General features: G+C 34.6%; 20 protein-coding genes. 3 read left to right on the top strand and 17 right to left on the bottom strand.

Annotated features, from left to right (window positions below):
- Positions 1 to 5 precede the first annotated feature (5 nt).
- Entirely contained in the window at positions 6 to 653 is a 648-nt protein-coding gene (locus AC0UBM_RS17110; protein ID WP_434036763.1) for a metal-dependent transcriptional regulator, read from the bottom strand.
- A 104-nt stretch (positions 654 to 757) separates the two neighbouring features.
- Here AC0UBM_RS17110 and AC0UBM_RS17105 point away from each other — a divergent pair, with 104 nt between their 5' ends.
- Together AC0UBM_RS17105 and AC0UBM_RS17100 are read left to right on the top strand one after the other, a co-directional pair.
- On the top strand, positions 758 to 3112 hold the full coding sequence (locus AC0UBM_RS17105; RefSeq protein ID WP_475689438.1) for a TonB-dependent receptor: 2355 nt from the start codon (positions 758 to 760) through the stop codon (positions 3110 to 3112).
- Between the two features lie 10 nt (positions 3113 to 3122).
- Positions 3123 to 3602 carry a thioredoxin family protein gene (locus AC0UBM_RS17100; protein ID WP_475689437.1) on the top strand — a complete coding sequence of 160 codons (480 nt, stop codon included), beginning with the start codon at positions 3123 to 3125 and terminating at the stop codon, positions 3600 to 3602.
- A 22-nt stretch (positions 3603 to 3624) separates the two neighbouring features.
- Here the strand turns inward: AC0UBM_RS17100 and AC0UBM_RS17095 are convergent, their stop codons facing one another.
- Both AC0UBM_RS17095 and AC0UBM_RS17090 read right to left on the bottom strand, forming a co-directional pair.
- The gene (locus AC0UBM_RS17095) at positions 3625 to 4155 is read right to left on the bottom strand and encodes a dihydrofolate reductase family protein (protein WP_475689436.1); all 531 of its coding nucleotides are present in this window, start codon (positions 4153 to 4155) and stop codon (positions 3625 to 3627) included.
- Between the two features lie 149 nt (positions 4156 to 4304).
- Positions 4305 to 4994, bottom strand: coding sequence for a peptidoglycan DD-metalloendopeptidase family protein (locus AC0UBM_RS17090; protein ID WP_475689435.1), 690 nt, complete (start codon positions 4992 to 4994; stop codon positions 4305 to 4307).
- A gap of 231 nt (positions 4995 to 5225) precedes the next feature.
- On the opposite strand from AC0UBM_RS17090, the gene AC0UBM_RS17085 reads away from it, so the two are divergent.
- Positions 5226 to 6083, top strand: coding sequence for an outer membrane beta-barrel protein (locus AC0UBM_RS17085; RefSeq protein ID WP_414035249.1), 858 nt, complete (start codon positions 5226 to 5228; stop codon positions 6081 to 6083).
- A gap of 95 nt (positions 6084 to 6178) precedes the next feature.
- Here the strand turns inward: AC0UBM_RS17085 and AC0UBM_RS17080 are convergent, their stop codons facing one another.
- From AC0UBM_RS17080 to AC0UBM_RS17015, 14 genes are all read right to left on the bottom strand, one after another.
- Positions 6179 to 6541, bottom strand: a complete 363-nt coding sequence (locus AC0UBM_RS17080; RefSeq protein ID WP_475689434.1) for a DUF1304 domain-containing protein — start codon at positions 6539 to 6541, stop codon at positions 6179 to 6181.
- 166 nt (positions 6542 to 6707) lie between these two features.
- The gene (locus AC0UBM_RS17075; protein WP_475689433.1) at positions 6708 to 7442 is read right to left on the bottom strand and encodes an SDR family oxidoreductase; all 735 of its coding nucleotides are present in this window, start codon (positions 7440 to 7442) and stop codon (positions 6708 to 6710) included.
- A 67-nt stretch (positions 7443 to 7509) separates the two neighbouring features.
- Positions 7510 to 8310: a haloacid dehalogenase type II gene (locus AC0UBM_RS17070; protein WP_475689432.1), complete on the bottom strand. Its 801-nt coding sequence runs from the start codon at positions 8308 to 8310 to the stop codon at positions 7510 to 7512.
- A gap of 49 nt (positions 8311 to 8359) precedes the next feature.
- Entirely contained in the window at positions 8360 to 8962 is a 603-nt protein-coding gene (locus AC0UBM_RS17065; RefSeq protein WP_475689431.1) for a TetR/AcrR family transcriptional regulator, read from the bottom strand.
- Between the two features lie 204 nt (positions 8963 to 9166).
- Complete coding sequence (locus AC0UBM_RS17060) at positions 9167 to 9931, bottom strand: SDR family NAD(P)-dependent oxidoreductase (RefSeq protein WP_414035244.1); 765 nt, start codon at positions 9929 to 9931, stop codon at positions 9167 to 9169.
- Positions 9932 to 9969: 38 nt separating this feature from the next.
- On the bottom strand, positions 9970 to 11253 hold the full coding sequence (locus AC0UBM_RS17055) for an MFS transporter (protein WP_414035243.1): 1284 nt from the start codon (positions 11251 to 11253) through the stop codon (positions 9970 to 9972).
- Between the two features lie 113 nt (positions 11254 to 11366).
- A complete protein-coding gene (locus AC0UBM_RS17050; RefSeq protein ID WP_414035242.1) occupies positions 11367 to 12071 on the bottom strand; it encodes a FadR/GntR family transcriptional regulator in 705 nt (234 codons plus the stop codon).
- Between the two features lie 116 nt (positions 12072 to 12187).
- Positions 12188 to 13108: a polysaccharide lyase family 7 protein gene (locus tag AC0UBM_RS17045; RefSeq protein WP_414035241.1), complete on the bottom strand. Its 921-nt coding sequence runs from the start codon at positions 13106 to 13108 to the stop codon at positions 12188 to 12190.
- Positions 13109 to 13118: 10 nt separating this feature from the next.
- Entirely contained in the window at positions 13119 to 14594 is a 1476-nt protein-coding gene (locus AC0UBM_RS17040; protein WP_475689430.1) for a PKD domain-containing protein, read from the bottom strand.
- Positions 14595 to 14606: 12 nt separating this feature from the next.
- A complete protein-coding gene (locus AC0UBM_RS17035) occupies positions 14607 to 15782 on the bottom strand; it encodes a PKD domain-containing protein (RefSeq protein WP_414035239.1) in 1176 nt (391 codons plus the stop codon).
- 13 nt (positions 15783 to 15795) lie between these two features.
- Positions 15796 to 17343: a RagB/SusD family nutrient uptake outer membrane protein gene (locus AC0UBM_RS17030; protein ID WP_475689429.1), complete on the bottom strand. Its 1548-nt coding sequence runs from the start codon at positions 17341 to 17343 to the stop codon at positions 15796 to 15798.
- Between the two features lie 10 nt (positions 17344 to 17353).
- Positions 17354 to 20575: a SusC/RagA family TonB-linked outer membrane protein gene (locus AC0UBM_RS17025; protein ID WP_475689428.1), complete on the bottom strand. Its 3222-nt coding sequence runs from the start codon at positions 20573 to 20575 to the stop codon at positions 17354 to 17356.
- A 634-nt stretch (positions 20576 to 21209) separates the two neighbouring features.
- Positions 21210 to 23441 (bottom strand): alginate lyase family protein, encoded by a 2232-nt coding sequence (locus tag AC0UBM_RS17020; protein WP_475689427.1) that lies wholly within the window; start codon positions 23439 to 23441, stop codon positions 21210 to 21212.
- A 25-nt stretch (positions 23442 to 23466) separates the two neighbouring features.
- A complete protein-coding gene (locus AC0UBM_RS17015) occupies positions 23467 to 25824 on the bottom strand; it encodes a polysaccharide lyase 6 family protein (protein WP_475689426.1) in 2358 nt (785 codons plus the stop codon).
- Positions 25825 to 26038 lie beyond the last annotated feature (214 nt).

Genomic DNA, 26038 nt, shown 5'->3' with positions numbered 1-26038 from the left:
AGCTGTTACACAAGAATATTATTGGTCGCCATTTTAGAAAGTGTAACCTCTTTTTTATCGACTTTAACCTTCATACTTTCATCAAAAGGTTCGACATCTAAAATATCAATTACGGTGCCTAATCCAATGTTTTGTTTTGCTAAAAACTGCAGAAACGAAGACGAATTATCTTTAAAACCTTTACACACCACCTGATCCCCTGCACCTAACTGGCTCAATTTCTTTTTAGAAGATTCAGGTAAACTTCCGTTGGCATCTGGAATGGGATCTCCGTGCGGATCGTAAGATGGTCGTCCCAATAACTTATCCAATTCTTCTACCAACTTTGCAGATTTTATATGCTCTAATTGCTCTGCAACATCATGCACCTCATCCCAATTAAAGTTAAGGCGTTCTACCAAAAAGCATTCCCAAAGCCTGTGTTTTCTTATAATACTTAAGGCATGTACCAATCCTGATTCGGTTAAATGTACACCGTAATACTTTTGGTAATTCACCAACTTCTTCTCAGAAAGCTTCTTAACCATCTCCGTAACCGATGCCGATTTAGTATTTAATCGTTCAGAAATACTACTTGTAGAAACGCCTTTATCGACATCTTGTTGCAGATGAAAAATGACTTTTAAATAATTCTCTTCAGATGGTGTGAACATAATTTTAAAATAAAATGCAAAGATACATTTTATTCTTACAGAATAAAGTTTTAGCTTTACCTAAACTTTTAATTAGTCTAACAAACAAATATATTTTACAACCTATGAAACAAATATTTTACTTACTGTTTTTAATCGGTTTTGTCGTCTCGGCACAACAATCAAACACCATCATATCAGGGACTATCAGTTCTAATGGCGCACCTATTCCATTTGCTAGTATTTATGTAAAATCCGGAACTCAAGGTGTCGATGCCGATGTTAATGGAAAATATGCTTTAAATGTTCCTGAAGGCGAGATTACATTAATCGTTCAATATCAAGGTTATCGCACCCAAACTAAAAAAATAGAAGTTATATCTGGAATCCATCAAACTATAGATTTTAACATAACCGAAGATGCTTTGGGATTAGACCAAGTTGTTGTTAGTGCTACCAGAAACAGAATTAGTAAAAAAGAAGCAGCAGTTATTGTAAATGTGTTGAGTGGGAAATTATTCCGAGCCACACAATCTATTTCATTAGCCGATGGATTAAATTTTCAGCCCGGAGTTCGCGTAGAAACAAACTGTCAAAATTGTGGTTTTACCCAAGTTCGTCTTAACGGTCTGGAAGGGCAATACACCCAAGTACTGGTAAATAGCCGACCTGTTTTTAGTGCGCTTAATGGCGTGTACGGATTGGAACAAATACCCGTAAGTATTATTGATCGTGTCGAGGTTGTACGTAGTGGTGGTTCTGCCCTCTTTGGTTCTAATGCTATTGCAGGAACGGTTAATGTAATAACCAAAGAACCTATAAACAATACTTGGGATGTCAGTTCGTATTTGGGATTAATTGATGGAAAAACACCAGACCGCAGTGTAAATATGAATGCCTCTATAGTAAACGAAGCGCTTACTACAGGTATAACGGTATATGGTATGTACAGACATAGAGATGCTTATGATGCGAATGATGATGGCTTTAGTGAAATTACAAAACTCACCAACAATTCACTCGGAACAAAAGCATTTATAAAGCCTAACGATAATAGTAGAATTGGAATAGACTTTACAGCTATTAAAGAGTTTAGACGAGGTGGCGATCGCTTAGAGCTTGCACCTCAATTTACAGATGTTACCGAACAGTTGGACCATAATACCATTTTTGCAGGGCTAGATTACGAATTATATAACGACGCAAGAACAAATGCTTTAAGTGCTTACGTTTCTGTACAACATACCGATCGCGAGAGTTATTATGGTGGCTTGGGAGGCGGACGCACGCATGCCGATTCTGTTGCGGCCAATAATGCCTTTGGTACCACTAAAGATTTGGCCTTAGTTGCCGGAGCAAAATTTACTCATAATTTTAAAAATAACGATGTACTTACCTCGGGCGTAGAATTTCAAATGAATGACACCGACGATATTATCACAGGCTATAATCGTTTGGTAGATCAGAAAGTGAATAATTACGGGTTTTACAGTCAGTACGAATGGAAACCAACCGCACGCTTTACGGCCTTAATTGGCGCTAGATTAGACCATGTTGATGTGGATGGATATTATACCATTCAAGATATAGAGCGCACTTCAGAAGTTAACGAAACGGTTTTAAGTCCGCGCTTAACAGTATTATATAACATTAACGACGCCCTTCAATTTAGAGGTGGTTATGCCAGAGGATTTCGTGCGCCACAAGCTTTTAACGAAGATCTGCATATTGCCTCTGTTGGTGGCGAACAAAGTTTTGTTATCTTGTCTAATAACTTGGAAAGTGAATTTTCTAATGCCTACACAGCTTCTTTAAATTTCACAAAAGACTACAATAAAACTCAAACCAATTTTTTAGCTGAAGGGTTTTATACCACATTACAAAATCCGTTTACCATAGTAAGCACAGGAACACCGTTACCTAATGGATCTATTTTAGAAGAATCTAGAAATGGAGCGGGCGCTTACGTTGCTGGAACAAATATAGAAGTTAGTATCTCTCCTAGCCCATCGTTGTTTTTCCAAGCGGGAGTAACCTTTCAGAAATCTATATATAAAGAAGATCAAGTACTTTTTGAAGCCGATGGCAGTTACCCTGGAGAAGAAGATGTTATTTTAGAAGAGTTCGCACGTTCCCCAAATGTGTATGGTTTTTTAAATTCTAATTGGGAAATTATTGAAGATTTAAGACTTGACGTTACCGGTAGTTACACAGGATCTATGATTGTGCCACATATTATAAGTGACTCTGGATTTATGGAACTTGTAGACACCGATGCCTTTTTTGATATGACTACAAAGCTAACCTATCACTTCGATCCTATAGAAGATTTTCATGTAGAGATTAGTGGTGGAATACAAAATATTTTTAACAGTTACCAAGACGATTTTGATTCTGGAGCAGGGCGTGATTCTACTTATATATATGGACCAAACCGACCAAGAACCGTATTTGTAGGATTAAAATTTGGTGATTTTTAAAACATTTATCATGCTAAGATCTATTCTTTTAATTTGTGTTTTTCTCGGAGGCTATTCCAATGCTACCTCTCAAAGTACCGATGAGATTCATTGGAAAACCTTTGCAGAATTAGAAGTGGCTTTACAAGAAAACCCTAAACCCGTTTTTATCTTTTTCCATGCCAAATGGTGTGCATATTGTAAAAAAATAGAACGTAAAGTATTTACTAAAACCGATGTTATACACACCATTAACTCGGAATATTATGCCATTAAAATGGATGTAGAAACTCAAGATACTATTACATTCGAGAATGTGACGTATACCAATACACAATCGTTAACACAGCGCAACGGCATACATGAAATTCCATTGGCTCTGGCCTCTAGAGCAGGTGTTCCATTTTCACTTCCGGCCACCATTTTTTTAAACAACGACTTTACTGTCAGACAACGAGTTTTTGAATATTATACCTCTAACGAATTACTGGAACTTTTAAAACCGCTTTAGCACCTCAATCTAAAAGTATAATTTAACTAAGGGTGTATAACATTTCTACAGCCCCACTCTTGTAGCTTTTAGTAGATTCTAAATGCAAATTGGTTGTTTTTGGTAAAGCTTCAAAAAGATTAATTCCTTCGGTTAAAATAATAGGCATAACATACACTTGAATCTCGTCTATTAAGCCCGCATTTAAAAGCAATGTATTTATTTGTCCGCCACCAATTAACCAAATGTCTTTCCCATCTTTCAATTTTAAGTCTCTCATAAAATCTATAGGATTCTCTGAAACAAACATGGCATTTCTATCGTCACGCTTAGTTTCGTCTCTGGTAAACACATAATTTCTTTTACTTAGATACGGAAATTCGATATCCCAACTTAAAATTTGTTTGTATGTGGCATGACCTTGTATTGTTGTATCTATAGAGTCATAAAAACTAGAATAGCCATAATCAGATTCATCTGGATTTGGAATAGATTCTAACCAATCTACACCACCATCAGCTGCAGCAATTTTTCCATTTAAACTCATGCCGATGTACAATTTTACTTTTTTCATATAAAGAATTTGGGAACTGGTTTATGTAAATATAACACAAACAACTTTAGTTCTGATAGTCAAACAAACTAATGTAAATATTTCTATTTAACGCAGACATAAAGGTCTTAATTTTTTAGTTAACATCAAATATCTCAAAACTAAAAATACTAAATTTTTAATAGCAAATTCGGGTTTGGGCAGTTTGTGGTATAATATTCTAAATCTAATACATTGCACACACCCGGATAGTCGCCTGTAAACGCTTGCATGTCTTTAATAATTTGAAAATGCAAATGTGGCGGATAATCGCCATTCACTTCCGAGGTACCTAATTGTCCAATGTGCTGTCCTTTAATTACAGTTTCTCCAATCTTTAGATTAGAGATAGAATCTAAACTTAAATGACCGTATAAAGTGTAAAATTCTATATTACACATGCTGTGTTTTAAAATAATAGTTGGCCCGTAATCGCCATGATTTAAATTATTATTAAAGCTATGTACAGTGCCGTTCAAGGCCGCCAAAACAGGTGTTCCTGCAGGACACCATAGATCGACTCCTAAATGAATATTACGCTCGGTTTGTTTATTTTCAGAATTAAAGTACGTACTCCGCTTATATAAGTTCCTCACCTCCAAATAACCACCAAAAGCAATGTTAGCCTGATGCGTTTTTGAATAGCTCGTTATATATTCCCCAAAATGCAAGGAAGACGACACATCTATAGTTTGTAACTCTAAATGTGTTTCAGATAAATCTAAAGGCACATATTTTATCGTTTCAGTGTCGAGGGCCAAAACACGAATTGGATTCTTATCTATATCATTAAGAATATGGTTAAAGGCATGCGGTGTCATAATCACGAATTTATTCAAAAGTAAAACATATTCTAACGTAAATAAACACTTATTTGAAAGATAAGTATTGTTAAAAAAACGGAATATGATGAAATATTTTTAATTATTAAGTATGGAATTACAAAAAAAATGTGTTAATTACACCAATATTTACCCGTATAAATGAATTATTCACAAAAAATAGTGTTTTAAACTGAATAAATTCTATTTTTACAAAAAATTTAAACAAACATGAAAAAAACAATACTAACTATGGCAGTCGTTCTATTAAGTACGATGTCTTATGCACAATTTCAAGTCTCAGCAAGTACAGGTTACGCAATCGCTAGTGCTGGAATGCAATTAGGAACAGAAGAAAATGCTTCTGGGGTAGAGAACTATTACGGAAGTTTTGGTGAAGGTGTAAACTTTCAAATACGCGGAACATATTTCTTTAATGATACATTTGGAGCCGATGTAAGTTTTGGATATTTAAATGGTGCAGACCAAACTATCGAAAAAGTAAATTTACCTAATCAACAAACAGATGCCATTGCTAGAGCACGTGCTTATGGAGCGTCACTATCTATGGTATACAAGTTTACAAATAACGTATACGGACGTTTTGGAGCCTTATTAAAAGTAGGTGGTAAAACTGAAGCAGTTGTTAGTAATAAGCTTGTATTCTCTGATGAAGCCGCGGCCGCACAAGGTCTTCCTTCAGGTTCTTATACTCAAACAAATTATGTTGAAGATTTTCACGGGGTATTCCCTCTTGGTTTTGTAGCCGCTTTAGGATATAAATACGACTTAAATTCTAACTTCAGTATTTTTGCTGAAGCTGAATATTACGGTATTAGCTTAAAACGTAAAGATTCTGAAATTCAAAGTTTCAACACCAACGTTGTTTTACCTGATGGTACTGTAGCTGTTGAAGGTTTATATACTATAGACAATTTGCCTCCTGGATTTGTTAAGAAAACAACATATGTAGATGAATTATCTAATACAGAAACAGACTCTTCTAAAGAATTAGCTCAAAAAGTGCCATATTCTTCATTTGGTCTTAATGTAGGGATTACATACAGATTTAATAGTTCTGCGAATTAAGCCATATAATTTCACAGTACTATACATGCGAAAAGCGAAGGGAAACCTTCGCTTTTTGTATGTTATAGAACAGAATATATGTGTTATTAATTATTTTAAGATAGCCATACAAATAGTAAAGCTAATATAGCAGGAACAGCTTGTACCACTAGTATTTTTTTAGAGATGGTTTTTGCACCATACAATCCTGCTGCGATAACACAAACTAGAAAAAACACTCTATTATGTTCTGCCCACAAAGGATCTGATATAAAAAACGACCATAGTAATCCAGCGGCTAGAAACCCATTATACAGTCCTTGATTCGCAGCTAATACTTTTGTAGTTTTAAACAACTCCGCCGGAAGTGTGTCAAAGGTTTTCTTACCTACAGTATCCCAAGCAAACATTTCGAACCATAAAATATAAAGATGTTCTAGAGCAACAATAGCAGTAAGTATTTGGGCAACGATATGCATGGTGTTAGGTTTTAGGTGTTGGGTTTGTTTAAAACTTCAAAATTAGGAATCTATAGCATAAGGGCTTCTTTTTCTTTTAGAAATTAAATCATTCTAAAAGGCTCCGTTACTACCTTAAGGCCGCTTTAAAAGCAAAGATACTTAAAATAAAAACCGATTTCCGGATTTAAACCATAGCACCATTGGCACCAATAATCTGACCAGAAATCCACTTCGACTCATCACTTGCTAAAAACAAGACCACTCTTGCAATATCTATAGGTTGCGCTAAACGGTTAAACGCATTCATGCCTTTTAATTTGTCTAAGGTCGCTTCAGATTTTCCCGTTAAAAATAAATCGGTTTCTGTAGGTCCTGGCGCTAATGCATTTACCGAAATTCCACGTCCTACTTCTTTAGAAAACACTTTAGTCATTTGCTCTACGGCTGCCTTAGTTGCAGAATATATGGCATAAGTAGGAAACATTAATTTCGCGGTAGACGATGAAAAGTTAATGATGTTTCCGCCATCTGCTAATTTATCCTCAGCCTCTTGTAAGGTATTAAAAACACCTCTCACATTTACTTCAAACTGTTTCGTAAAATCGTCTTGCGTACTATCCTTAAGTAATGTTGCTTTCATAACACCAGCATTGTTTACTAACACATCTACCTTTCCGTAAGTTTCAATGGCTGTATCGAATAATACAGTTACTTCTTCCCTATTACTTACATCTGCTTTAACGGCAATGGCTTGACCACCATTATTAGTGATAAGAGATACGGTTTCTTTTGCATCAGCATCACTATTAGAATGGTTTACAACCACTTTGGCACCATGTTTAGATAACAGTAAAGCGACTTCTTTACCAATACCACGAGACGCACCCGTTACTATAATAACTTTATTTTCCAGATTCATAGTATTTAATTTTTTAAGATTTTGATTTAAAAACATACGGATAGCTTAGCTCCGGTACATGATCTTATTATTTTAAAGCGATTAAACGCTCTGCAATTAATGATAAATTAGATTCATTAATTTCTGGTTTCGGGGATAACGGATAAAGTTGTGCACCTGGTCTGCTTACAAATGCGCCTCTCCAGTTGGCCCATAATGCTCCAGAAATATCCCAACCGTGTGCTGCTACTAATAAACACTCTTTAGGTTCTACGCCCATTTTTCTAGCGGCCCAAGCATATGCATCGGCATGAGGTTTAAATTTACCTATATCTTCAACACTTAATCGCTCTTCGAAATAATCTAATAAGCCAGCATTTTTAAATTGCGTTTCTACACCTTTATTCGATGAGTTTGTAAACGAGACTAATTTATATCCAGCGTCTTTTAACTTTTGTAAGGCATCCTTTACTTCAGGATGCGCAGGTAACGATCTTATAGGTTCTAAAACGGCTTCTTGAGCGTCTTTCTCTGATAAGGTAATGCCATGATTCGCCGCTACCATTTGAAGCGCTGCGGCGCCTATAATTCCAAAATCGTTATATTGATTTGCCACGGTAGATACTAATGAATATTGTAGCATGGTAGTAAACCATAATGGCAATAAATCACTACGATTACCAAGTGCATCTCCTACACTCTTTTTCATGGTTGTAAGGTCCAATAAGGTTTCATTTACATCGAAAAATAATACTTTAGGTCTTATGTTCATGATGTTGTCTTCTTTATTTAAAATTTCATTTGCGGCCAAACCAAATTGCGGTACGGCTGCACTAGCTAAACCAAACATGGCTGTTCTTTTAATAAAATCTCTTCTGTTATTTGTCATAATTAATATTTTAAAAACACACTGTATAGCATGCTAAATGATACACATATTAAGGTTGTAATTGCTGTATATATTCAGACAATCCTAAAAGGTAATCGTCTAATAATACGTCGTCGTCGTATAGTTTTCTAATACCACGGATGCCTTCAAAAGCACTTATTAAATAGATTGCAGTGGCTTTACTAGACACATTTTCTCGTATGGTATGTTCGGATTTACCTCTATCAATCAATGCGATTAATGCCGATTTCCATGTCTCTACAATATGTTTTAACGCCAATTGATACGCGGTTTCGAAATCCCCAATTTCATTTATTAAATTATTCATGGGGCAACCATGTTGCTTTTCGTAACCACTAAAGGACTTAATTCTATTTAAAAATGTAGTATTTAGAATAGCGATTACATCTCCCGGTTCGTATAGCGGAAGAATCATACTATCGCTAACACGTTTCTGCACTTTTAAAACAATGACTTCAAGCGCCAATTGTTTCTTGTTTGTATAGTGATGATAAAACGCACCTTTTGTAAGCTTAGATGCTTTCATTATTTTATCGATACTGGTTGTTTTAAAACCTTGTTCGTAAAACTGCTTAAACGCCTCGTCTACAATAATTTGTTTGGTTAATTCCGATTTTAATCCTTGTTGCATGACACAAACTTAAATAAAAGATACCGGTTAGAATGTTTTTTAACAAAACGTTAGACTTAAGACCACTTAGATACCAGAAAGAGATGCCTTCAGCACAGATTTGTTTACCTAAAATGTAATGAAGCATAATGAACTTCTTAAAATTGGGCATAAAAAAAAGGGTCTGCGTAAAGCAGACCCTTTTAAATATAATATGATATAAACTTAGATACCTAAAGCTTGACCACCACCAATTTGGATAGTTTCTGCTGTGATAAAAGAAGCATCTTTACTAGCTAAGAAAGAAACAACACCAGCAACTTCTTCTGGTTGACCTAATCTACCTAATAAAACACTGTTTGCCCAAGAAGCAAAAACTTCTGGTTTAGTTGCTTTAATTTGAGCGTGGAAAGGCGTATCGATAGTACCAGGAGATACTGCGTTTACTCTAATTCCGTACTCAGCTAAATCTTTAGCTAAAGCTCTAGTGATAGATTGTACTCCACCTTTAGATACTGAATAGATTCCAGCTCCAGGTCCTGCACCATTCCATGCTGCATTAGATGTGTAGTTGATAATAGATGGGTTATCCGATTTTTTAAGGAAAGGAATAGCAGCTCTAGAAGCAAAAAATACTGAATCTAAGTTTAAAGCCATAACAAATCTGTATTGTTCAGTTGTCATTTCTTCAAATCTAGCTCTTACACCAATACCACCAGTGTTGTTTACAAGAACATCGATTTTCCCGTATTTTTCACCAATTTTAGTAATGTTTTCAGTTACAGCTTCATCTTTTGTCATGTCAAATCCAAAATATTCAGCAGTGATCCCTTCAGCAGTAAGTTCTTTTACTCTTTCTGCTCCGATTTCATCTTCAATACCATTTAAAACTACAGTATATCCATCTTGACCTAATCTTTTTGCTACTTCGAAACCGATTCCACCTGTAGCTCCAGTAATAACCGCAATTTTATTTTTTAAATCACTCATTTTATTAATATTTAATTTTTAATTAATTTACTCTTATTTTACTCTACTGACTTAATCTCTTTTGCGAAGAAATAAATCGCTCCAATTCCTAGCGGTACAAATAATGCAATCGCAATAAATACAGGTGTATAAGACACTTTTGCTACTATTGGAACAATAAAGTTCATTATAATAACAGAGAATACTCCTACCATTCCACCTAATCCAGCTAACGATCCAACGTTTTTACCACTGAATAAATCACTAGGTAAAGTTTGTACGTTACCGATAGCAAATTGGAAACCAAATAATACTATAAATACAATACCTACGAAACGTTCTGGTGTATTTCCAAAGAAGATAGTTGCAACTAATCCTAAGAACATAATGATACCTCCAATTAAGATGGTGTATTTTCTACCTTTATCGATAGAGTTTGTTTTAGAAATAATTTGTCCAGAAACGTATCCTCCAACAATACTACCAATAGCAGCACCAACGTAAGGTACCCATGCAAACATACCTACTTCTTTAACATCGAAACCATACACATCAAAAAGATAAATTGGCATCCAACCTACAAATAACCACCAGATTGGCTCTAAGAAAAAACGACCTACAACGATAGACCAAGCTTCTCTGTGCGATAAAATTTGTGTTAAGGTTAATCCTTTTACATTATCTTCTGCATCACGGTCTGCTTGACTTTGACCATCTAAGATAAATTCTTGTTCTTCTGGTGTAATCCAAGGGTGTTTCTTAGGACCTGCTTTGTTAATAAGTAACCATGGAAGAATCCATACAATACCAAAAGATCCCACTACCATAAAGGTTGTTCTCCAACCGTAAGCTACGAAAAGCATAGCGATAAATGGTGGTGCAATTACAGAACCTATAGAAGCTCCTGCATTAAACAAACCTTGTGCAATAGCACGTTCTTTAATCGGGAACCATTCGGCATTACTTTTAACTCCACCTGGCCAGTTACCTGCCTCAGACAAACCTAATGTACTTCTAAAAAATGCTAAACCAAGAAATCCTCTAACTGTAGAATGTAAGAAAGAAGATAATCCCCAAACACCAATACTAATAACGTAACCTATACGTGTTCCAACTTTATCGAACAATTTACCTGAAAACAATTGTCCAAGTGCATAGGCCACCATAAAGATGTTAAGAATGTAACTATAGTGTTCTTTAGTTAATCCTAAATCGTAAGAAATTGAACCTGGAAGATTTTCGTTCCCCCACATTACTGCTAATGCACTCCTGTCAATGTAATTAATTACCGAGGCCAAAAATATGAGCCCAATAATAAACCACCTTAATCCTTTTACTTTCATAATAATTTTTAGATTTTCAAGAAAAAAATGAGATTAACAGTTTTCTCTTGTTATTAATTAATTGTTTGCATTAAAAAGATAAAACTTAAACGCCTTAAATCTTCTTTAATATTTTACTCTACATTATAACAATACTGATACAATGTTTTAAAATGTACTTTTAAAGCTTCTCGAGCTGTCATTGTTTCTTTTGCTTTTATAGCCTCGTAAATGGCTCTATGCTCATTAATTGCAGACATCGTTAGCTCATTTACACAAACATGATATTTCCTAAAGTTGGTAATAATTTCTGGTGTAATTTTTAACATAAATGCGTTAAGCATACTGTTTCCACATGCTTTTGCAATAGCCAGATGAAATAATAAGTCTTCCTGAACAGCTTTTTCTCCTTTTAGAATTTTCTCTTCATAAGCTTCTAAGGCATTTTTTATATTTAATAAATCTGCATCAGTTCTTCTTAAAGAGGCTAACTTTACAATTTTTAATTCTAAAAGAATACGTGTTTCAACGAGCGATTTAAAATCGGGCACCTGAAGTTCTAAAATATCTTGTACCATTCCATTCATTGCGATAATTCCCATATCTGCAACAAAGGTTCCACTTTGTGGAATTGATTTTAACAACCCATAAAATTCTAATTTATTTATGGATTCTCTGACTAAACCGCGACTTACACCAAATTTTTCAGACAACATACGTTCTGATGGTAATTTATCTCCTGGCTCAAGATTTTTTGAGTTAATAAGCTCAGCAATGTCTGCTATAATCTTATTATGAACCTCATCATAATCATTACTCATTAAAACTTCTACTTTCATTTATTCGAAAAAATTGGTTAACCAGTTTTCAGCTGGACAAAACTACAAAAAAAGTTATCAATTTGTATTTATAGAAATACATATTTATGTTAATATAGTCTAAACGCTTCTAAATATTAGTGTTTAACTTCAAGCTCGTAATAATTCACCTTGGCATAAGCCCCTTCATCTCTAGATTGGAAGTAATTTCCAGCTTTGAAATAGTTTTCAAAAACGCCCCATCTTTTCATATGAATATTATCGTAAACGGCGTATTCATTTTTATTTAGAATAACTACCATTTTACCATCAGAGACCTCTACTTCTAGGGTGAATTTCCCAAAACCGACTTCTTGTTCGAATGTAAATCCTTTATCATCGTCCCAAGCGTCTTTGTCTAAGATTTCATTATCGCTAGCACTTAAGTTTTTTAACTCTTTAGTCTTGACTCTAATTTTACCATCTTGCCAATATATTTTTAATATTGGTGGTGCATTATTATCCTTTTGTCCGATTAAGTCACGTTGCTCATTTGTTAATCGACCATGAATTTGCATGATAATTACTTTGTGGTATTTTCCATCTGAGGATTTAGATACATCTCCCATTTGTAATTTACCTTTCATGTAAGCCCCTTCTGCAAATGTCCAGTTGGTGTGATTATCGCCAGGCACCATTTGCTCTCTTAATTCCGATCTTGTATATTTTGTATTCGCTGTAGTGGCATCGCTAGGAAAAGAATAAAAAACCAAAGCTCCAAGAGTCGAATCATTGTACATATAAGGTAATAACCTTTCGTCTGTAGCATAATCCAAAATTTCTGGTGGCTCAATATTCATGGCACTACCTTTATGATTTAATTCTGGTGTGGTTACACTCCAATGACTTAAATCTATATCTGGTAATTTGTATTTCTTTCTTTTCTTCTTCTTTTTGTCGTTTTTTTCGACTTTAGAATCCGAATCTGCAGAGCTACTTGCCTTTTCTTGACAAGTAGCACTAACAGAAAGAAAAACTATTACTATTAATCCTAATATTTCTTTTCGAAAATTTTTCATTTCTTATGAATTAAAATCCAGGAGTAATAATATCAATATTATCAATAAACACTTCATTACTACTATCTACAGCATTTAAAGCTCTTGCATAGATAACAATAAAGTTTGAAGTTGCTTCGAATCTTACTGTACTAGTAGTAAAGGTATTGTTACCTTCTGAAGGTTTTTCTTCATTAAAATCGTTTGTGATATTAATGTAACCATCTGTATAATCTTCGATACCCACTTCTGTAGTAATCTCTTTGTTTAATAAGAATACTTCTGTATTAATTCCAGCAGCTTCAGAACGTGTGTCTATGGTAAACGTATACTCGATTCCTGGCTCTACCGCTACCACTTGGTATAAACGACGTGAGCTATCAGAAAACTTAACACTTCTAGTTTTTACACCGTTTACATATGTACCATCGCTAGATGATCCTGGTTGCTCGTTAGTTCCGTAAGTCACATCGATATAATCGTTTAATTCGGTATTATTCCAAAGTGCTCTGTAAGGACTATCGATAGTTCCTAAAACGTCGTCTTCTATAGTACTGTTAGGCGTCATATCCCAAGCATCTGCATTGTCTCCAGTATTTACTGTATACTCGTCACAACTTCCATTTAAAACAATAGCTTTAAATGTAGGCTCTACACCTCCAACAGGAACTGCTTTAGTAATACTTCTAGATACACCTGCCTCGTTAGTTGTTGTTAACGTAACATCGTACGTACCAGCAGTAGCATATGTGTGTGTAGGGTTTACTTCTGTAGATGTTTCACCATCTCCAAATTCCCAACTATGAGACGCTGCTAAAGTTGAAGCATCTGTAAATTCTACCGTTAAACTAGATGTAGTAAATGAAAATTCAGGAATAGTAGACAGTTGTAAACCTTCTATGTTCTTACTTACTACAAACTCATGTCCTAAATAATTAGTTGCTGTTAATGTGGCAACAACAGGCGCTGCACTGGAATACACATGAACTGGGCTAAATTTAGCATCTTCTTCTGTGTCTTCTGCTTTCCACTCTACAGTAGATCCGTCTCCAAAATCCCATACAAGAGAACTTGCTCCAGAAGTAAAATTCTCGAAAGTTACCTCTGTATCTTCCATTGCAAAATTAAAATCTACAAAAATAGGAGATACGTCTGATGAGTCTACAGCGACTAAACCGTCTGAACTTGTTGTACTAAGTTTAACGTTGTACAATCCACCTTCGTTGTAAGTATAGTCAGGATTTGCTTCTGTAGATGTATTACCGTCTCCAAAATCCCACACATAAGAATCTGCATCTGTAGAATAGCTTCTAAATACTAATGCTAATGTATTATCTGGATCTATACTTGTTGTAAACAACGTATTTGGCTGAATATTATTGATATTCCCAACAGGTGGCTCGTATGGATCGTAACCCTCATCGTAACACGATACTAGTCCTAAAAACATACAAAATAGCACGATAAAGACACCTGTACTCTGTTTTTTAATTAATTTATTATTCATAATTCAATTTTTTTATTGTTTAACTGTAATATCAAAAGCATCCACTCTACTTTCAGTACCAGAGTTTGTAATTAAAATAATCACTGATTCTAGCTCTCCTGCTTCAAATGTTATGGCATTCTTTTTAAATACATCCTGTACACTTGCAGCATTGTCTTCTGTTTTAAAAGCAAGAATATTAGCTTCTAATCGTGCTTCTTGAATATCTTGAGCATTTGGATTCACTATAGACACTGTTAAGTCTCCGCTAGCACCTGGATCTAAACTACTGAAATAAGATAATACATAAGTAGCTCCTGGAGTAACGTCTATTTCTTGATAACCAACACGTGTTCCGTCTGAAGGGAATTTCGCTGCTTTATACCCTTCTGGTAAAACACCTAATTCTGATTTTGTATTAATTTGGAATACACTTCCCCATTTAGAACTACTTGGCGATCTCCAAGAATCTCTACCATCTCCACTACCGTCGAATAAATCTCCGGCTTCGAAACCTGCTTCTCCAATTTCTGGAATAGCGATTGTTGGTATAGCTTGGCTTACAACAATTATTTTTTCGGTATAATCTGATTTACCTAAATTGTCTGTTACCGTTAAACCTACAGTGTATTCTCCTGGTCCAGGAAATTCAACAATAACTTCTCTATCTTGTAAAGTCCCAGCTGGTAAAGCAGCTAATTGAGCTTCTAAAGCGGCAACGTTGGCTTTAGTTTCGTCTGTAACTGCGGCTTCTGCTGCGGCTAATTGCACTTCTAAATCGGCTACTTGTTGTTCTAACACGGCGATTTTTGCAGGATCAGTTTCACAAGGGATCTTAAATTCTACTTTAGCAATCTCATCTTCCAACGCAACAACCGTAGCTAATTCGCCTTCGATTTGTTGCTCTATAATAGGCTGATCTTTATTGATTAAGTTCACATTTTCCGATGGCGAAATCTCCCATTGGTATTGTGTTCCGTTTACAGCTAAATTTGTACCCGCTTGCAGGAAGAAATCGTAATTCGCTTCTAATTCTACATCATTACAATCGAATTCAGATGTTGAAATATCAGAATAACTGTAGAAAGGCTGTGGCCCAGTAATGTCAGGTAAATCACCTACTTCAGGTAAATCGTCACTAACACATGCAGTTAAAGATACAAATGCACCTAAAACTATATATTTTAATTTAAACAAGTGTTTTTTCATAATTTTTAGGTTTTTAGTATCCGTCATTTTGATTATAAAAATTAGGTAAATTATCCAATTCTCTCTGAGGAAACGGAAGGTATTTCTTTTCATTAGTATAAAACAAACTGTTCTTAGCTGAAAATTCTGATAAGACTCTATCTGCTTCACCAAATCTAATTAAATCGTAAAGTCTTTGGTTTTCGTATACGAATTCTACTCTACGTTCTGCTAATAACTCTGCTTTTGTTAAGTTAGCAACTTCGTCTAAGCCTGCTCTTAATCTTACTTGGTTAAATGCATCAATTGCTCTAGAATCTGTAGTACTATTACCTCCTGCCAAAATAGCTTCAGAATATAATAATAACACATCTGCATATCTTAAAACAATCCAGTCGTTATCTCCAATTTCTCCTGGTGTAGGGTACTTTGCGTTAAACGTATCGTTTGTTTCAAGGGTTGGGTTGTATGTTAAGGCATCAAAACTCACATAAAATCTTACAGGTTGTAATTCTGGAGTCATAACTTCTAAAAATTCGTTAGAAGCGATGTTCACCCCATTAGAAGGTCCTTGTAAGGTCATTGCAAAACTAAAAGACTCTGAATCTGTTTGTACTTGCTCGTCTAAAGAACTGTCTGCAGTAACATAAGTATCACTACTTACTAAATCGTAAGCGATAGAGAAAATAACTTCGTCGTTAATTTCTAAACCTGAGTTATTAGACCAAGAACCATCTGGCACACCATCTGTGAATGTCCCATCGATATCGTTACCAAATACATGTCCGAAATCTTTAATTAAGTTTTTATAGTTTTCGAAATCTGAATCGTCACTACCTTGTTCTGTATACAATAAGCTATATCCGTAAGACGAGCTATTATCTACTACTGAAGCTAATAAAAGTTCTGCTTCCTTATAGTTAGGAGTAGGCTGACTTAAATATGCTTTAGCGGCAAAACAAATAGCGGCACCTGCAGATGGTCTGTATCGATCTACTGTAGCGTCTTGTAAATAGGCTATAGACGTTTTAAAATCTTCTATGATTTTTTCGTAAACTACAGCTGGGTCCAATTGAGGATAATCGTAAGCTTCGTCTGCGTTAATGTCTAATACAGTATCTATATAAGGAATATTTTCATATGCTCTTATTAAGTTAAAGTGACATAATGCTCTCATAAAATAAGCTTCACCAACAGTGTATTGCTGATTTTCTGGAGCTAAAAATCTATTATCAATAATTGTATTTGCATGTTTAATGGTTGACATATTGTTTGAGTAATATGTTGCAACATCCCCGTTATTAGGATCGATGTTATACGCATTAAACGCTGGATAGTTTCCGTTTTCTGTATTAGCTCTAACGTTATCAGATCTCAATTCAGAAATTAAGAATTCATTAGCGGGAACTTTTTGATATGCATCTAAAACTCCGTTCGCTAAGAATTTAAACCCATCATCTGTTTGAAGCAACTCTTCTATAGAAAGAGCGGTCGGGTTTGAAAGGTCAAGTTCTTCTTCGCAACTTGTAAATAAAGCTACAAGTGAAAAACAAATTAATATGTTTTTATATAAATTCATCATGTCTAATTATTTAAAATTGAAAGTTAATCCCTGCTGAAATAGTTCTAACTATTGGACCATCTCCTCTTTGGTAACCTGCTGTTAATGGAGTATTCGCATTATCTGAAGTTTGACCTGCAGCTTCTGGATTAAATCCTTCGTAATCACTAGCAGTAAAGAAAAGTAAGTTCTCTCCAGATAGGTAGAATCTTAATCTGTCGATTTTGTACTTAGATGTAAATGATTCTGGAATTGTGTACCCAATAGTAACGTTTCTTAATGCTATAAATGAAGCATCTTGAATATGGTCGTCTGTAAATCTTCTGTGTACTGTTAAATCTCTGTCTGGGAAGTTTGCTACTTCATTTACTGAAGATTCACTCGCATAGTAAAGCTGATCTAAATCTGCTACTCTTACTTCTCCACCTTGAGAACCTTGCCATTGCATTGCAAAATCGAAATCGTACAATCTAATGTCTGTGTTAACACCCCAGTTAAAATCTGGATAAGGGTTACCAATTTCTGTTCTATCTTCATCATCGATAATACCATCGTTATTTAAATCTTTTACATATACATCTGCAAAGTCATTATTAAATCTGTTGAAAGGATTATCTACCCATTCTAATGGTATTTCTTTTTCGTAAACCCATCCGTAGAAAGATGTGATAGGCTGACCATTTCTAGCGATAAATTCTGTTGCTCTAGTATCTTGATCAATTCTTGAAATAATTTGATCGTTTTTACCTAAACTTACAACCTCATTTCTGTTTAAAGAAAACTGACCTGAAGCTCTCCAGCTGAAATTTTCTGTAGAGATAATTCTAGCGCTTAATTCAATTTCTACCCCTTCGTTTTTAACTTCTCCAAGGTTTTGTAAATAATTGTCTGTTCCGTAAACACCTGGTACAGGAGCGAAAAGAATTAAATCTTTACTACTTCTTGTATAGTAATCTACTCCTAAGCTAATTATTCCTCTACCAAAAGTAACATCGATACCTGGGTTAAATTCTACTAATTGTTCCCATCCTAAATCTTGGTTAGCTAATGTTACTGCTTTAACTCCTGTTAAGCCGTTATAACCAACTGTACTAAATGTTTCTTCGAACCTGTAAAGAGAGTTAAAGATGTTACTTGTAATTTCGTTAGAACCTGAAATACCATAACTCGCTCTTAATTTTAAGAAAGTAATAAAGTCACTAGACGATAAGAAATCTTCGTTAGACATAATCCAACCTACAGACGCTGCTGGGAAGAAACCAAATCTTGTGTTTGTTCCAAATCTAGTACTACCATCTGTACGTGCTGATAATTGAACTAAGTATTTTTCGTCGTAGTTATAATCTATTCTTCCGAAGTATGATACTAATTTATCTGTACCATTATCTGTAAATGTTGTTCCACCATCTGCAAGTGCGATGTTGTTATTAAAGTCGTTTGTATATCCTACAGCTTCAGACTCTTGAGTATAAAAATCTCTTCTTGTATATTCGAAACCAAATACAGAGTTAAAATCGTGTTTACCAAATGATGTGTTATACTTAAGTAATGATTCGAATGCATATTGGTTTAATTCGTCTCTAGACTCTAAACGGAAAGATTCTTGATCTCTGTTTTCTTGTCCGTATAAGTAATCTGCATTATTAGATTTACTGTGTCTGAATACACCAGAAATCCCTTGTCTAAAACTAAGTCCTTTAGCTAATTTAAAATCTAAGTAAGCAGAAGTGTTTAAACTTAATTTCTTAGATAATCTAGAACGCTCTAAATAGTGCACTAATGGATGAACGTTTTTAGTTGTAGATAATGTTAAACCACCAGAAGTTAAATCGCTAACTAAAGGAAGTCCTGTATTAGGGTCTCTAGCAATAGCTCTTGGGTTATTAGGATCTACAGTAAATACGTGGTCGAATGCTCTTGAAAAACCATAACTACCAACGCCTAAATTTTCGAACAGTTTACCAGCATCGGTTGAAACTCCTGGTTCTGTAGAAAAGTTAGTTACATATGGCATATGCTCTTCGGTTAAATAAAGTGGTAAATGACCATATTGTCTTAAAGGATCTGTAAATCGGGTAGGAACTCTAACTTGATCATTATAGTTTGCAGATAAATTAGCTCCGAACTTAATTTTCTTGTTTTTAGACTTGCTGTCTACTTTAATTCTAGCATTATATTTTGAGAAGTTGTCATTTAAAACTACACCTTCGTCTTCAAGAAAACCTAAAGAAGCTGTATAGCTTGTTAAATCTGTTCCACCTCTTACTGCTAACGAGTGGTTTTTAATAAATCCACCATTAAATATTTCGTCTTGCCAATTAGTTTCTCCACCACCTAAAGAAGCGATAAAGTCCATAGCTTCTAATTCTGCATATGCATTATCGTAATATCTATTAATATCTTCATATCGTGGACTGTCTGGAGAAATAGCGCTAACAGTTTCTTGTAAACCGTTTAATCGATTTCTTTCGTCGCTAATAGTCGTATTAAAGTTATCATTGTTGGTTGTATATTTATAACCAGTAAACGTATTATAAGAAAAAGACGTTTTACCTGCAGTACCTTCTTTTAAGGTTACAAGGATTACCCCATTTGCACCACGAGAACCGTAGATTGCTACAGAAGAAGCATCTTTTAATACACTTAAAGATTCGATGTTGTTATTATCGATAGACCCTAAAATATCTGGATCTGAACCTAATACAACACCATCTACAACGATTAATGGAGAAGAAGAACCCGTAATAGAACCAGGCCCTCTCATTGTAATCTTAGGATCCCCACCTGCCTCTGAAGACACGGTTTGAATTCTTAAACCTGCAACTTTACCTTGTAATGCATCTTCCACACGTGATACAGAACGATCAACGATTTCTTTAGATTCTACTTTAGTTAAGGCACTTGTTACATTTTTCTCTTTTTGATCACCGTAACCAATAATTACGACTTCATCTAATTGAGCTACATCCTCAACTAAAGTAACATTAATTGTTGGGTTGGCTTGAACTGTCTTAGTTTGAGACACGTAACCTATGTAAGAAAACTGTAAAGCCGCACCTTGGTCTACTTTAATCTCATAGTTCCCGTCAAAATCGGTAGTTGCTCCTTGAGATGTTCCTACAACCAGAACATTAACCCCTGGAATCGGGACACCCTGTTCGTCAGAAACGAGCCCCGAAACTACATCCTGTGCAAACAATGCCGTGTTTAGCAACAGAACTACATACAATACTAATTGTTTTTTCAAATTCATTTGTTGTTGTTTTAATAATAAAAAATTTAGAACGTTTTTAAGACCAGTCATCTTAAACTTTCAACAGAAACAAGCTTCCGTTTTCCAAATAACTCCCGACGCAAAATGTATTTTATTCAATTTATCTTGCAACAGCATTTACTTTTAAACAGTAGCAGAATCACTTAATTTACTCTTAGCAAAAAGGGAGTAAAATCAAATAATTTTGTTTCTAAATCAGTAAAAAATAAGAACTAATCCTTTTTAAGGTTTGTTTAAAAAACCAATCTGGTTGACCAGATTGGTTGACCAAAGATATATTAATTCTATGTTAAAAAAAAATTATGTCGCAAAAAAAAAGTGCCTTTTAATAACAATTATCAAAAGGCACTTGGTTTAATAGTACATTCCTTAAAACTAAAAACATAGCCGTTTTATTGTTAGTGAAATTTTGATCTATTTTGCCATTATAATCTGTAATTCGGACCGGAATTTATTTCCTAAATTTTTTAACATATCGATATGCAGATAAGACACATCCAAACACAAAAAACATCACCCACTTTAATTAATATTTTTAATTAAAGTGGGTGATGTTTTTTGAACTATAAATCGATATCTACTAATTATAAGTGTAGACGTACTACTTAAATAATTATTGCTTTTTAAAGTAGCTTACTCCTGTCCAAGTATAAACCTTATCGTTTAACTTTAACTCGTGTTTTTTAGTTTTTGAAGCCTCCGAATTTGACATTATAAATACAAACTCGTCACCATTTAACATACTAATCTGAACTGCCGAATAATCTGCACTACTTTGTAATACATTTAATTTTGCAATGCTAGAGAACGCCCCTTCAGACAATTCACTTACCGTGCTATATTTACCGTGAGTTTCTATAACCGATGCAAATAACGCATTATCTGTGTGTTTTCTAACAATTAAAACAGGATCTGGTCTTAAGTTGTACTCTGGGTCGTTCGCACCAATACGTCCAAAAATTAATTCGTCGTCTGCAGATGTTGTTGTGGTTAATGTAAAGAATGTGTTATGACTTCTCCATGTTAACGCGGCTTCTCCTGTTGTAGATTGTCCTGATCCTTCTTTCCATAAGTGTTGGTATCCGTGATCTTTTCCTAAGGTAGAAAGTGTTTCGTACTTTTTGTAGTCGAAATTTGTCGAAATAACTTGTCCTAAATAATAGAATGGTAAATCGAACTGGTGTTTTTTATCTGAAGTCACCTGCATTAAATCTAACACCACTGGTTGCTCAAAGCTTGCGTTATTTAACATCACTGTTGTGCGTTGCATTACGGTTCCAGGGTAAGCGTTAACCTCTTTTGCACTTGAAATCTGAACATCTGGATTTTCGACATCGAACACATACATATCTGAATGGTGCTGACTACCAATATCGTATTTACCTCCAAAATGAGACGTTTCATCTTGTACTATAGTATTATGCGCAATAGTTTGTTTTGCCCATGTTTTATTTTCTTTTAAATAACCACCTCCATTTTTTTGTTCAATATTTACAAAACGAGCTAAGCCGTAATCTTGTAACACTTCGTGTCCTTCATGAAACAAAGAAATAGATAATTTATCGTAGTGTCCGTGGCTTAATCCTTGAGCTGCATTTTTACCTACAAGTGTTAAGGCATCATTTTTAGTAGAACGTAAAATAGAAATCGCACCTTGATCTCCATCTGCACCATCTCTTAATAATAGTGATTTCTTTTCGAAAGGTTTTGCTTTACCATCACGAATATCCATCGCTACAGCTAAACCTGTTTGGTCTAATTGTACACGACCTTGTTCTTGTGCTATACTTAATAAACTAGGATCTCTGTCGCCATAATAGTATGCGATATCTAAAGCAGATACTAAAGACGAAGTGTAATAAGACATTCCTTTTTGAGAATCGTTTAAAGCAAAGAATTCACCATCTTTATCGGTTAAATTCATTAATGCATCTACACCTTTTAATAACACTCCATTTTTATGTTCGAATGGTTTTACTTCTGGTTTTACATTTTGTAACGCCTCTCCAAAAATCATGAATGGGTACATCGCGTAACGCTGATAATAAGCCCCTTCGGTATAATATCCATCAGGTGAAAATGGCTCTTCTAAGTTTGCTAAGAAACCTGCTTTTTGTCCTTCAACAAAAATATCTCCACCATCGTTATCTTTCCCTGCATCTAATTTTAAATCCTTAATCCCGTATAATGCTCTATCTATTAAAGCGTCATCATTCATAACTAAGGCAATCATACCAACAGCAACATTCCCCCATGTACTATGGTTGTGAATTCGGTTAAAAAACTGAGGTGTATCTACAGACAAGAAATCGGCCATAGGTCTGAAAAGATTTTTTTCGATGTATTTAACTTCTTTTTTAGATAAGAAATTATACACACAATCGTAAGCCTGACTAGTATATACTAACCAAACCGAATCGTTTAAACATTGCCAAAATAATTTTCCTCTTGCGTAAGATCGTTCTTGTGGGTGTCTTGGCAATCCCGGAAACATTTTTGCATATTCCATTAGCATATCACGCACATAAATAGCATACTTTTCATCTCCAAGAATCTGGTATAATACCCCAGCTTCCTGCATGGTTAAGTAATTTAGTTTATGTTGTTCGTGCGTATAACCTCCAGCCATATCTTTTGGTACAGGAACATCAATCCCTTTTAAAATCTGAGCATCTACCTTCTCTTTTACTTGAGCTAAAGTCGCATCGAATAAAGGGACATTTCCCAGTTGCGCTTTAATGTCTTTAACCCCTTGTTTGGTTAAAATTAAATTTGGGTGTTCTTGAGAAAATCCATTTTGCGCTATAAGCACACAACAGATAAAAAGGATTCTTTTTAATAACATAAGTGTTTGTTTGTTTGTTTAAAATCTACTTTATAATACCTAAATCTTTACCATTTGCACCTTTTCCTTTTAAAGGCGAATCGGTTGCTAGTTCAAATGTATCTGTATTCGAAAATTTTGGATCTACAGAAAGACTATTTGCTACTGTATATTTCTGATTGCCGGTAACCCGCATATCATCGACTTTGTAAAAATCGTTATTCAAAATATTTACGATAGGCTCCCCTACAACCAAATGCATCTCGACAGGTTTTGTTTCGTTAAAAATGTTGTTTTCAATACGATTGGATTGTACACCGTATAATGATAAGGCCGCATTGTATTTGTTTTTCTTTCCAAAACCAACATGATTAAAGACATTGTTTTCCATTTCTAAAAAGGGTCCTAATGTACTTTCATCCGTTCCTCCTCTATACAATCTTAATGCCACGCCTTGAACATCTGTAAGAATATTATTCTTCATAATAACATACTCTGCGTTGTACGCACCAATATCATCTGTCTCTGCGTCTAATGCTGCAATATGTCCTGTGATATTTTTAAATTTTGAATTTTGAATGCTTATTGTATCGGCAAAAGTACCTTTACCTACGCGTAACACATCAAAAGAATGGTTAACAATTAAATCTTCAAAATCACAGCCGTCGATAAATAACTTATAGTTTTCTGTCATTGATTTTTTACTCGTACTTATAACAGCATTTCCTGCATAATCTGGAGAACTTGCCCCATTAAATTTTAAATTCTCTAAAGATAAACTTCCTCCGTTTTCTATTTCGAAAGCCATCATACGTTCAAATAAAATGATTGCTTTTTCTTTTCCTGAAGATTTAAAGGTTAGCGGATGCTTAACTTTAGCCGATTTGGTTAACACATAAGTTTCTCCCGAAGTTAATTCGATTACATCACCAGGATTAGAATGTGCCGTTGCAAAAGACAACGTATTAATTCCCGGCTCTACAGCAATGGTTTGTCCTGAATTTAACGCTATGGTTTTATCGTCTTTAGAATACCAAGTGGTTCCTGTATTGTCTTTCGTTCCGATTTTATCACTAATTACAATCGGATTTTTTATTTGATCTGAAGTCGGAATTAAAAATCCTTGATCGTTCTTTACCAATTTAAGGTTAGCAGGTGTAAATCCGCCAGCGATATCGGTATTGATATTCTCCCCTACTATATTGTCATGAAATGAAATTCCGCTAACATCATCGAAAGCAGTAAATATATTGTCTTTATGATCGTGGTAAAAAATGTTACCTGAAATTTCTGTAGATGTTGGAGGTGCGCTACGCTCTTCGTCACTTCCTGCACAAAATAATATATTGTCGCAATTTACGTAAGTGTTGTTTAACAATTTACTATTCATTACTGGCATATACCGATTTGGTGTCGAATTTGGCACACCATTCATAACAACAAATGCACCTCTAAAACGATATCCTGTTACGCCAAATAAATAATTATTTCTAACAATCTGATCTTCGTTTATAATTCTAATCCCACCCGTATTTGGCTTATTGTTTCCTAAAAACACGTTACCTTCTACTAAGGTTTCATTTCCATGACGCATGGTTAATGTTCCAGTGCATTCAAAAAACGTATTGTACCTGTAAATGTTATTGGCAGATTTACTAGAGACTGTTTCTATCTCTCCGTTACATCTATCAAAATAATTAGATTCTACTATTGTACCAGAATTTTCTAATGCGTGATGACTTGTACCAATACGTAATGTTTCTCCTCCGTTATTTCCAAATGTTGGACGAGGACCAAAATAATTATGATCTATTTGGTGATTATTTTCGACACTCCCTTTAGTATCTAAACCCACAATCATGGTAACACCTAAGTTCTTTTTACCAACAATATGATTATGATCTAAACGATTATTCTTTCCATAAATAGTTACCCAATAATCTTGAACATGACGTTCTGGATTATTAAAATTATCGATAACACATTCTGTTAAACGACAATTGTTAGCCAACTCTTCTCTATTTTTTCTGAATGAAATTACAGCATTGGTTGGTGTATATCCATTTTTAAAAACTAGTCCTTTAATTATTAAATGTTCCCCTGCGATTTGAAGATTAGATCGCCCCTCTAAAGTCACTTTACCTTTTTCTTCTACAGTAAGCGTAATTGGGTGTTCTGCTGTTCCTTTGGCATCGAAAACCAATTCTGTATCGTTCCAAACTCCATTTGCAAGTACAATCTCGTCGCCTGGTTTGGCATTAGCAACTGCAGCGTTAAACATCTCTACGTCTGTCACTAAATTGTTTGCTTTATCTTGATCTTTACAAGATATAAATAAGAAACTCCCGGTTATAATAAGGACTAAAAAGTAGTTAAAAAAGACCTTAGACTCTTGTTTTATCATTGTAGTTTGTTTGTTGTATAACTGGTTAACCAATTTGGTGTACCAAAAGTATTGATTTTTTTACGATTACAAAAGTTAAATCATAATAATTAATGAATTTGATAAAATCATGAAACAAAATAGTTCAAATGTTGAATAAAAAGTGAGAAACAGTGATTTTTATCATATTTTATGTGGTTTGAAACGCTATATCGTAGACGTCGTTTTTCGGGGT

This window comes from Formosa sp. F44 (genome assembly GCF_056238645.1).
This window is presented reverse-complemented; position numbering and strand designations above follow the sequence as displayed.

Bases quoted from the DNA above. Each gene is read 5' to 3' on its own strand.
- AC0UBM_RS17110 (WP_434036763.1), bottom strand. From the start codon at position 653: ATGTTCACACCATCTGAAGAGAATTATTTAAAAGTCATTTTTCATCTG.
- AC0UBM_RS17105 (WP_475689438.1), top strand. From the start codon at position 758: ATGAAACAAATATTTTACTTACTGTTTTTAATCGGTTTTGTCGTCTCG.
- AC0UBM_RS17100 (WP_475689437.1), top strand. From the start codon at position 3,123: ATGCTAAGATCTATTCTTTTAATTTGTGTTTTTCTCGGAGGCTATTCC.
- AC0UBM_RS17095 (WP_475689436.1), bottom strand. From the start codon at position 4,155: ATGAAAAAAGTAAAATTGTACATCGGCATGAGTTTAAATGGAAAAATT.
- AC0UBM_RS17090 (WP_475689435.1), bottom strand. From the start codon at position 4,994: ATGACACCGCATGCCTTTAACCATATTCTTAATGATATAGATAAGAAT.
- AC0UBM_RS17085 (WP_414035249.1), top strand. From the start codon at position 5,226: ATGAAAAAAACAATACTAACTATGGCAGTCGTTCTATTAAGTACGATG.
- AC0UBM_RS17080 (WP_475689434.1), bottom strand. From the start codon at position 6,541: ATGCATATCGTTGCCCAAATACTTACTGCTATTGTTGCTCTAGAACAT.
- AC0UBM_RS17075 (WP_475689433.1), bottom strand. From the start codon at position 7,442: ATGAATCTGGAAAATAAAGTTATTATAGTAACGGGTGCGTCTCGTGGT.
- AC0UBM_RS17070 (WP_475689432.1), bottom strand. From the start codon at position 8,310: ATGACAAATAACAGAAGAGATTTTATTAAAAGAACAGCCATGTTTGGT.
- AC0UBM_RS17065 (WP_475689431.1), bottom strand. From the start codon at position 8,962: ATGCAACAAGGATTAAAATCGGAATTAACCAAACAAATTATTGTAGAC.
- AC0UBM_RS17060 (WP_414035244.1), bottom strand. From the start codon at position 9,931: ATGAGTGATTTAAAAAATAAAATTGCGGTTATTACTGGAGCTACAGGT.
- AC0UBM_RS17055 (WP_414035243.1), bottom strand. From the start codon at position 11,253: ATGAAAGTAAAAGGATTAAGGTGGTTTATTATTGGGCTCATATTTTTG.
- AC0UBM_RS17050 (WP_414035242.1), bottom strand. From the start codon at position 12,071: ATGAAAGTAGAAGTTTTAATGAGTAATGATTATGATGAGGTTCATAAT.
- AC0UBM_RS17045 (WP_414035241.1), bottom strand. From the start codon at position 13,108: ATGAAAAATTTTCGAAAAGAAATATTAGGATTAATAGTAATAGTTTTT.
- AC0UBM_RS17040 (WP_475689430.1), bottom strand. From the start codon at position 14,594: ATGAATAATAAATTAATTAAAAAACAGAGTACAGGTGTCTTTATCGTG.
- AC0UBM_RS17035 (WP_414035239.1), bottom strand. From the start codon at position 15,782: ATGAAAAAACACTTGTTTAAATTAAAATATATAGTTTTAGGTGCATTT.
- AC0UBM_RS17030 (WP_475689429.1), bottom strand. From the start codon at position 17,343: ATGATGAATTTATATAAAAACATATTAATTTGTTTTTCACTTGTAGCT.
- AC0UBM_RS17025 (WP_475689428.1), bottom strand. From the start codon at position 20,575: ATGAATTTGAAAAAACAATTAGTATTGTATGTAGTTCTGTTGCTAAAC.
- AC0UBM_RS17020 (WP_475689427.1), bottom strand. From the start codon at position 23,441: ATGTTATTAAAAAGAATCCTTTTTATCTGTTGTGTGCTTATAGCGCAA.
- AC0UBM_RS17015 (WP_475689426.1), bottom strand. From the start codon at position 25,824: ATGATAAAACAAGAGTCTAAGGTCTTTTTTAACTACTTTTTAGTCCTT.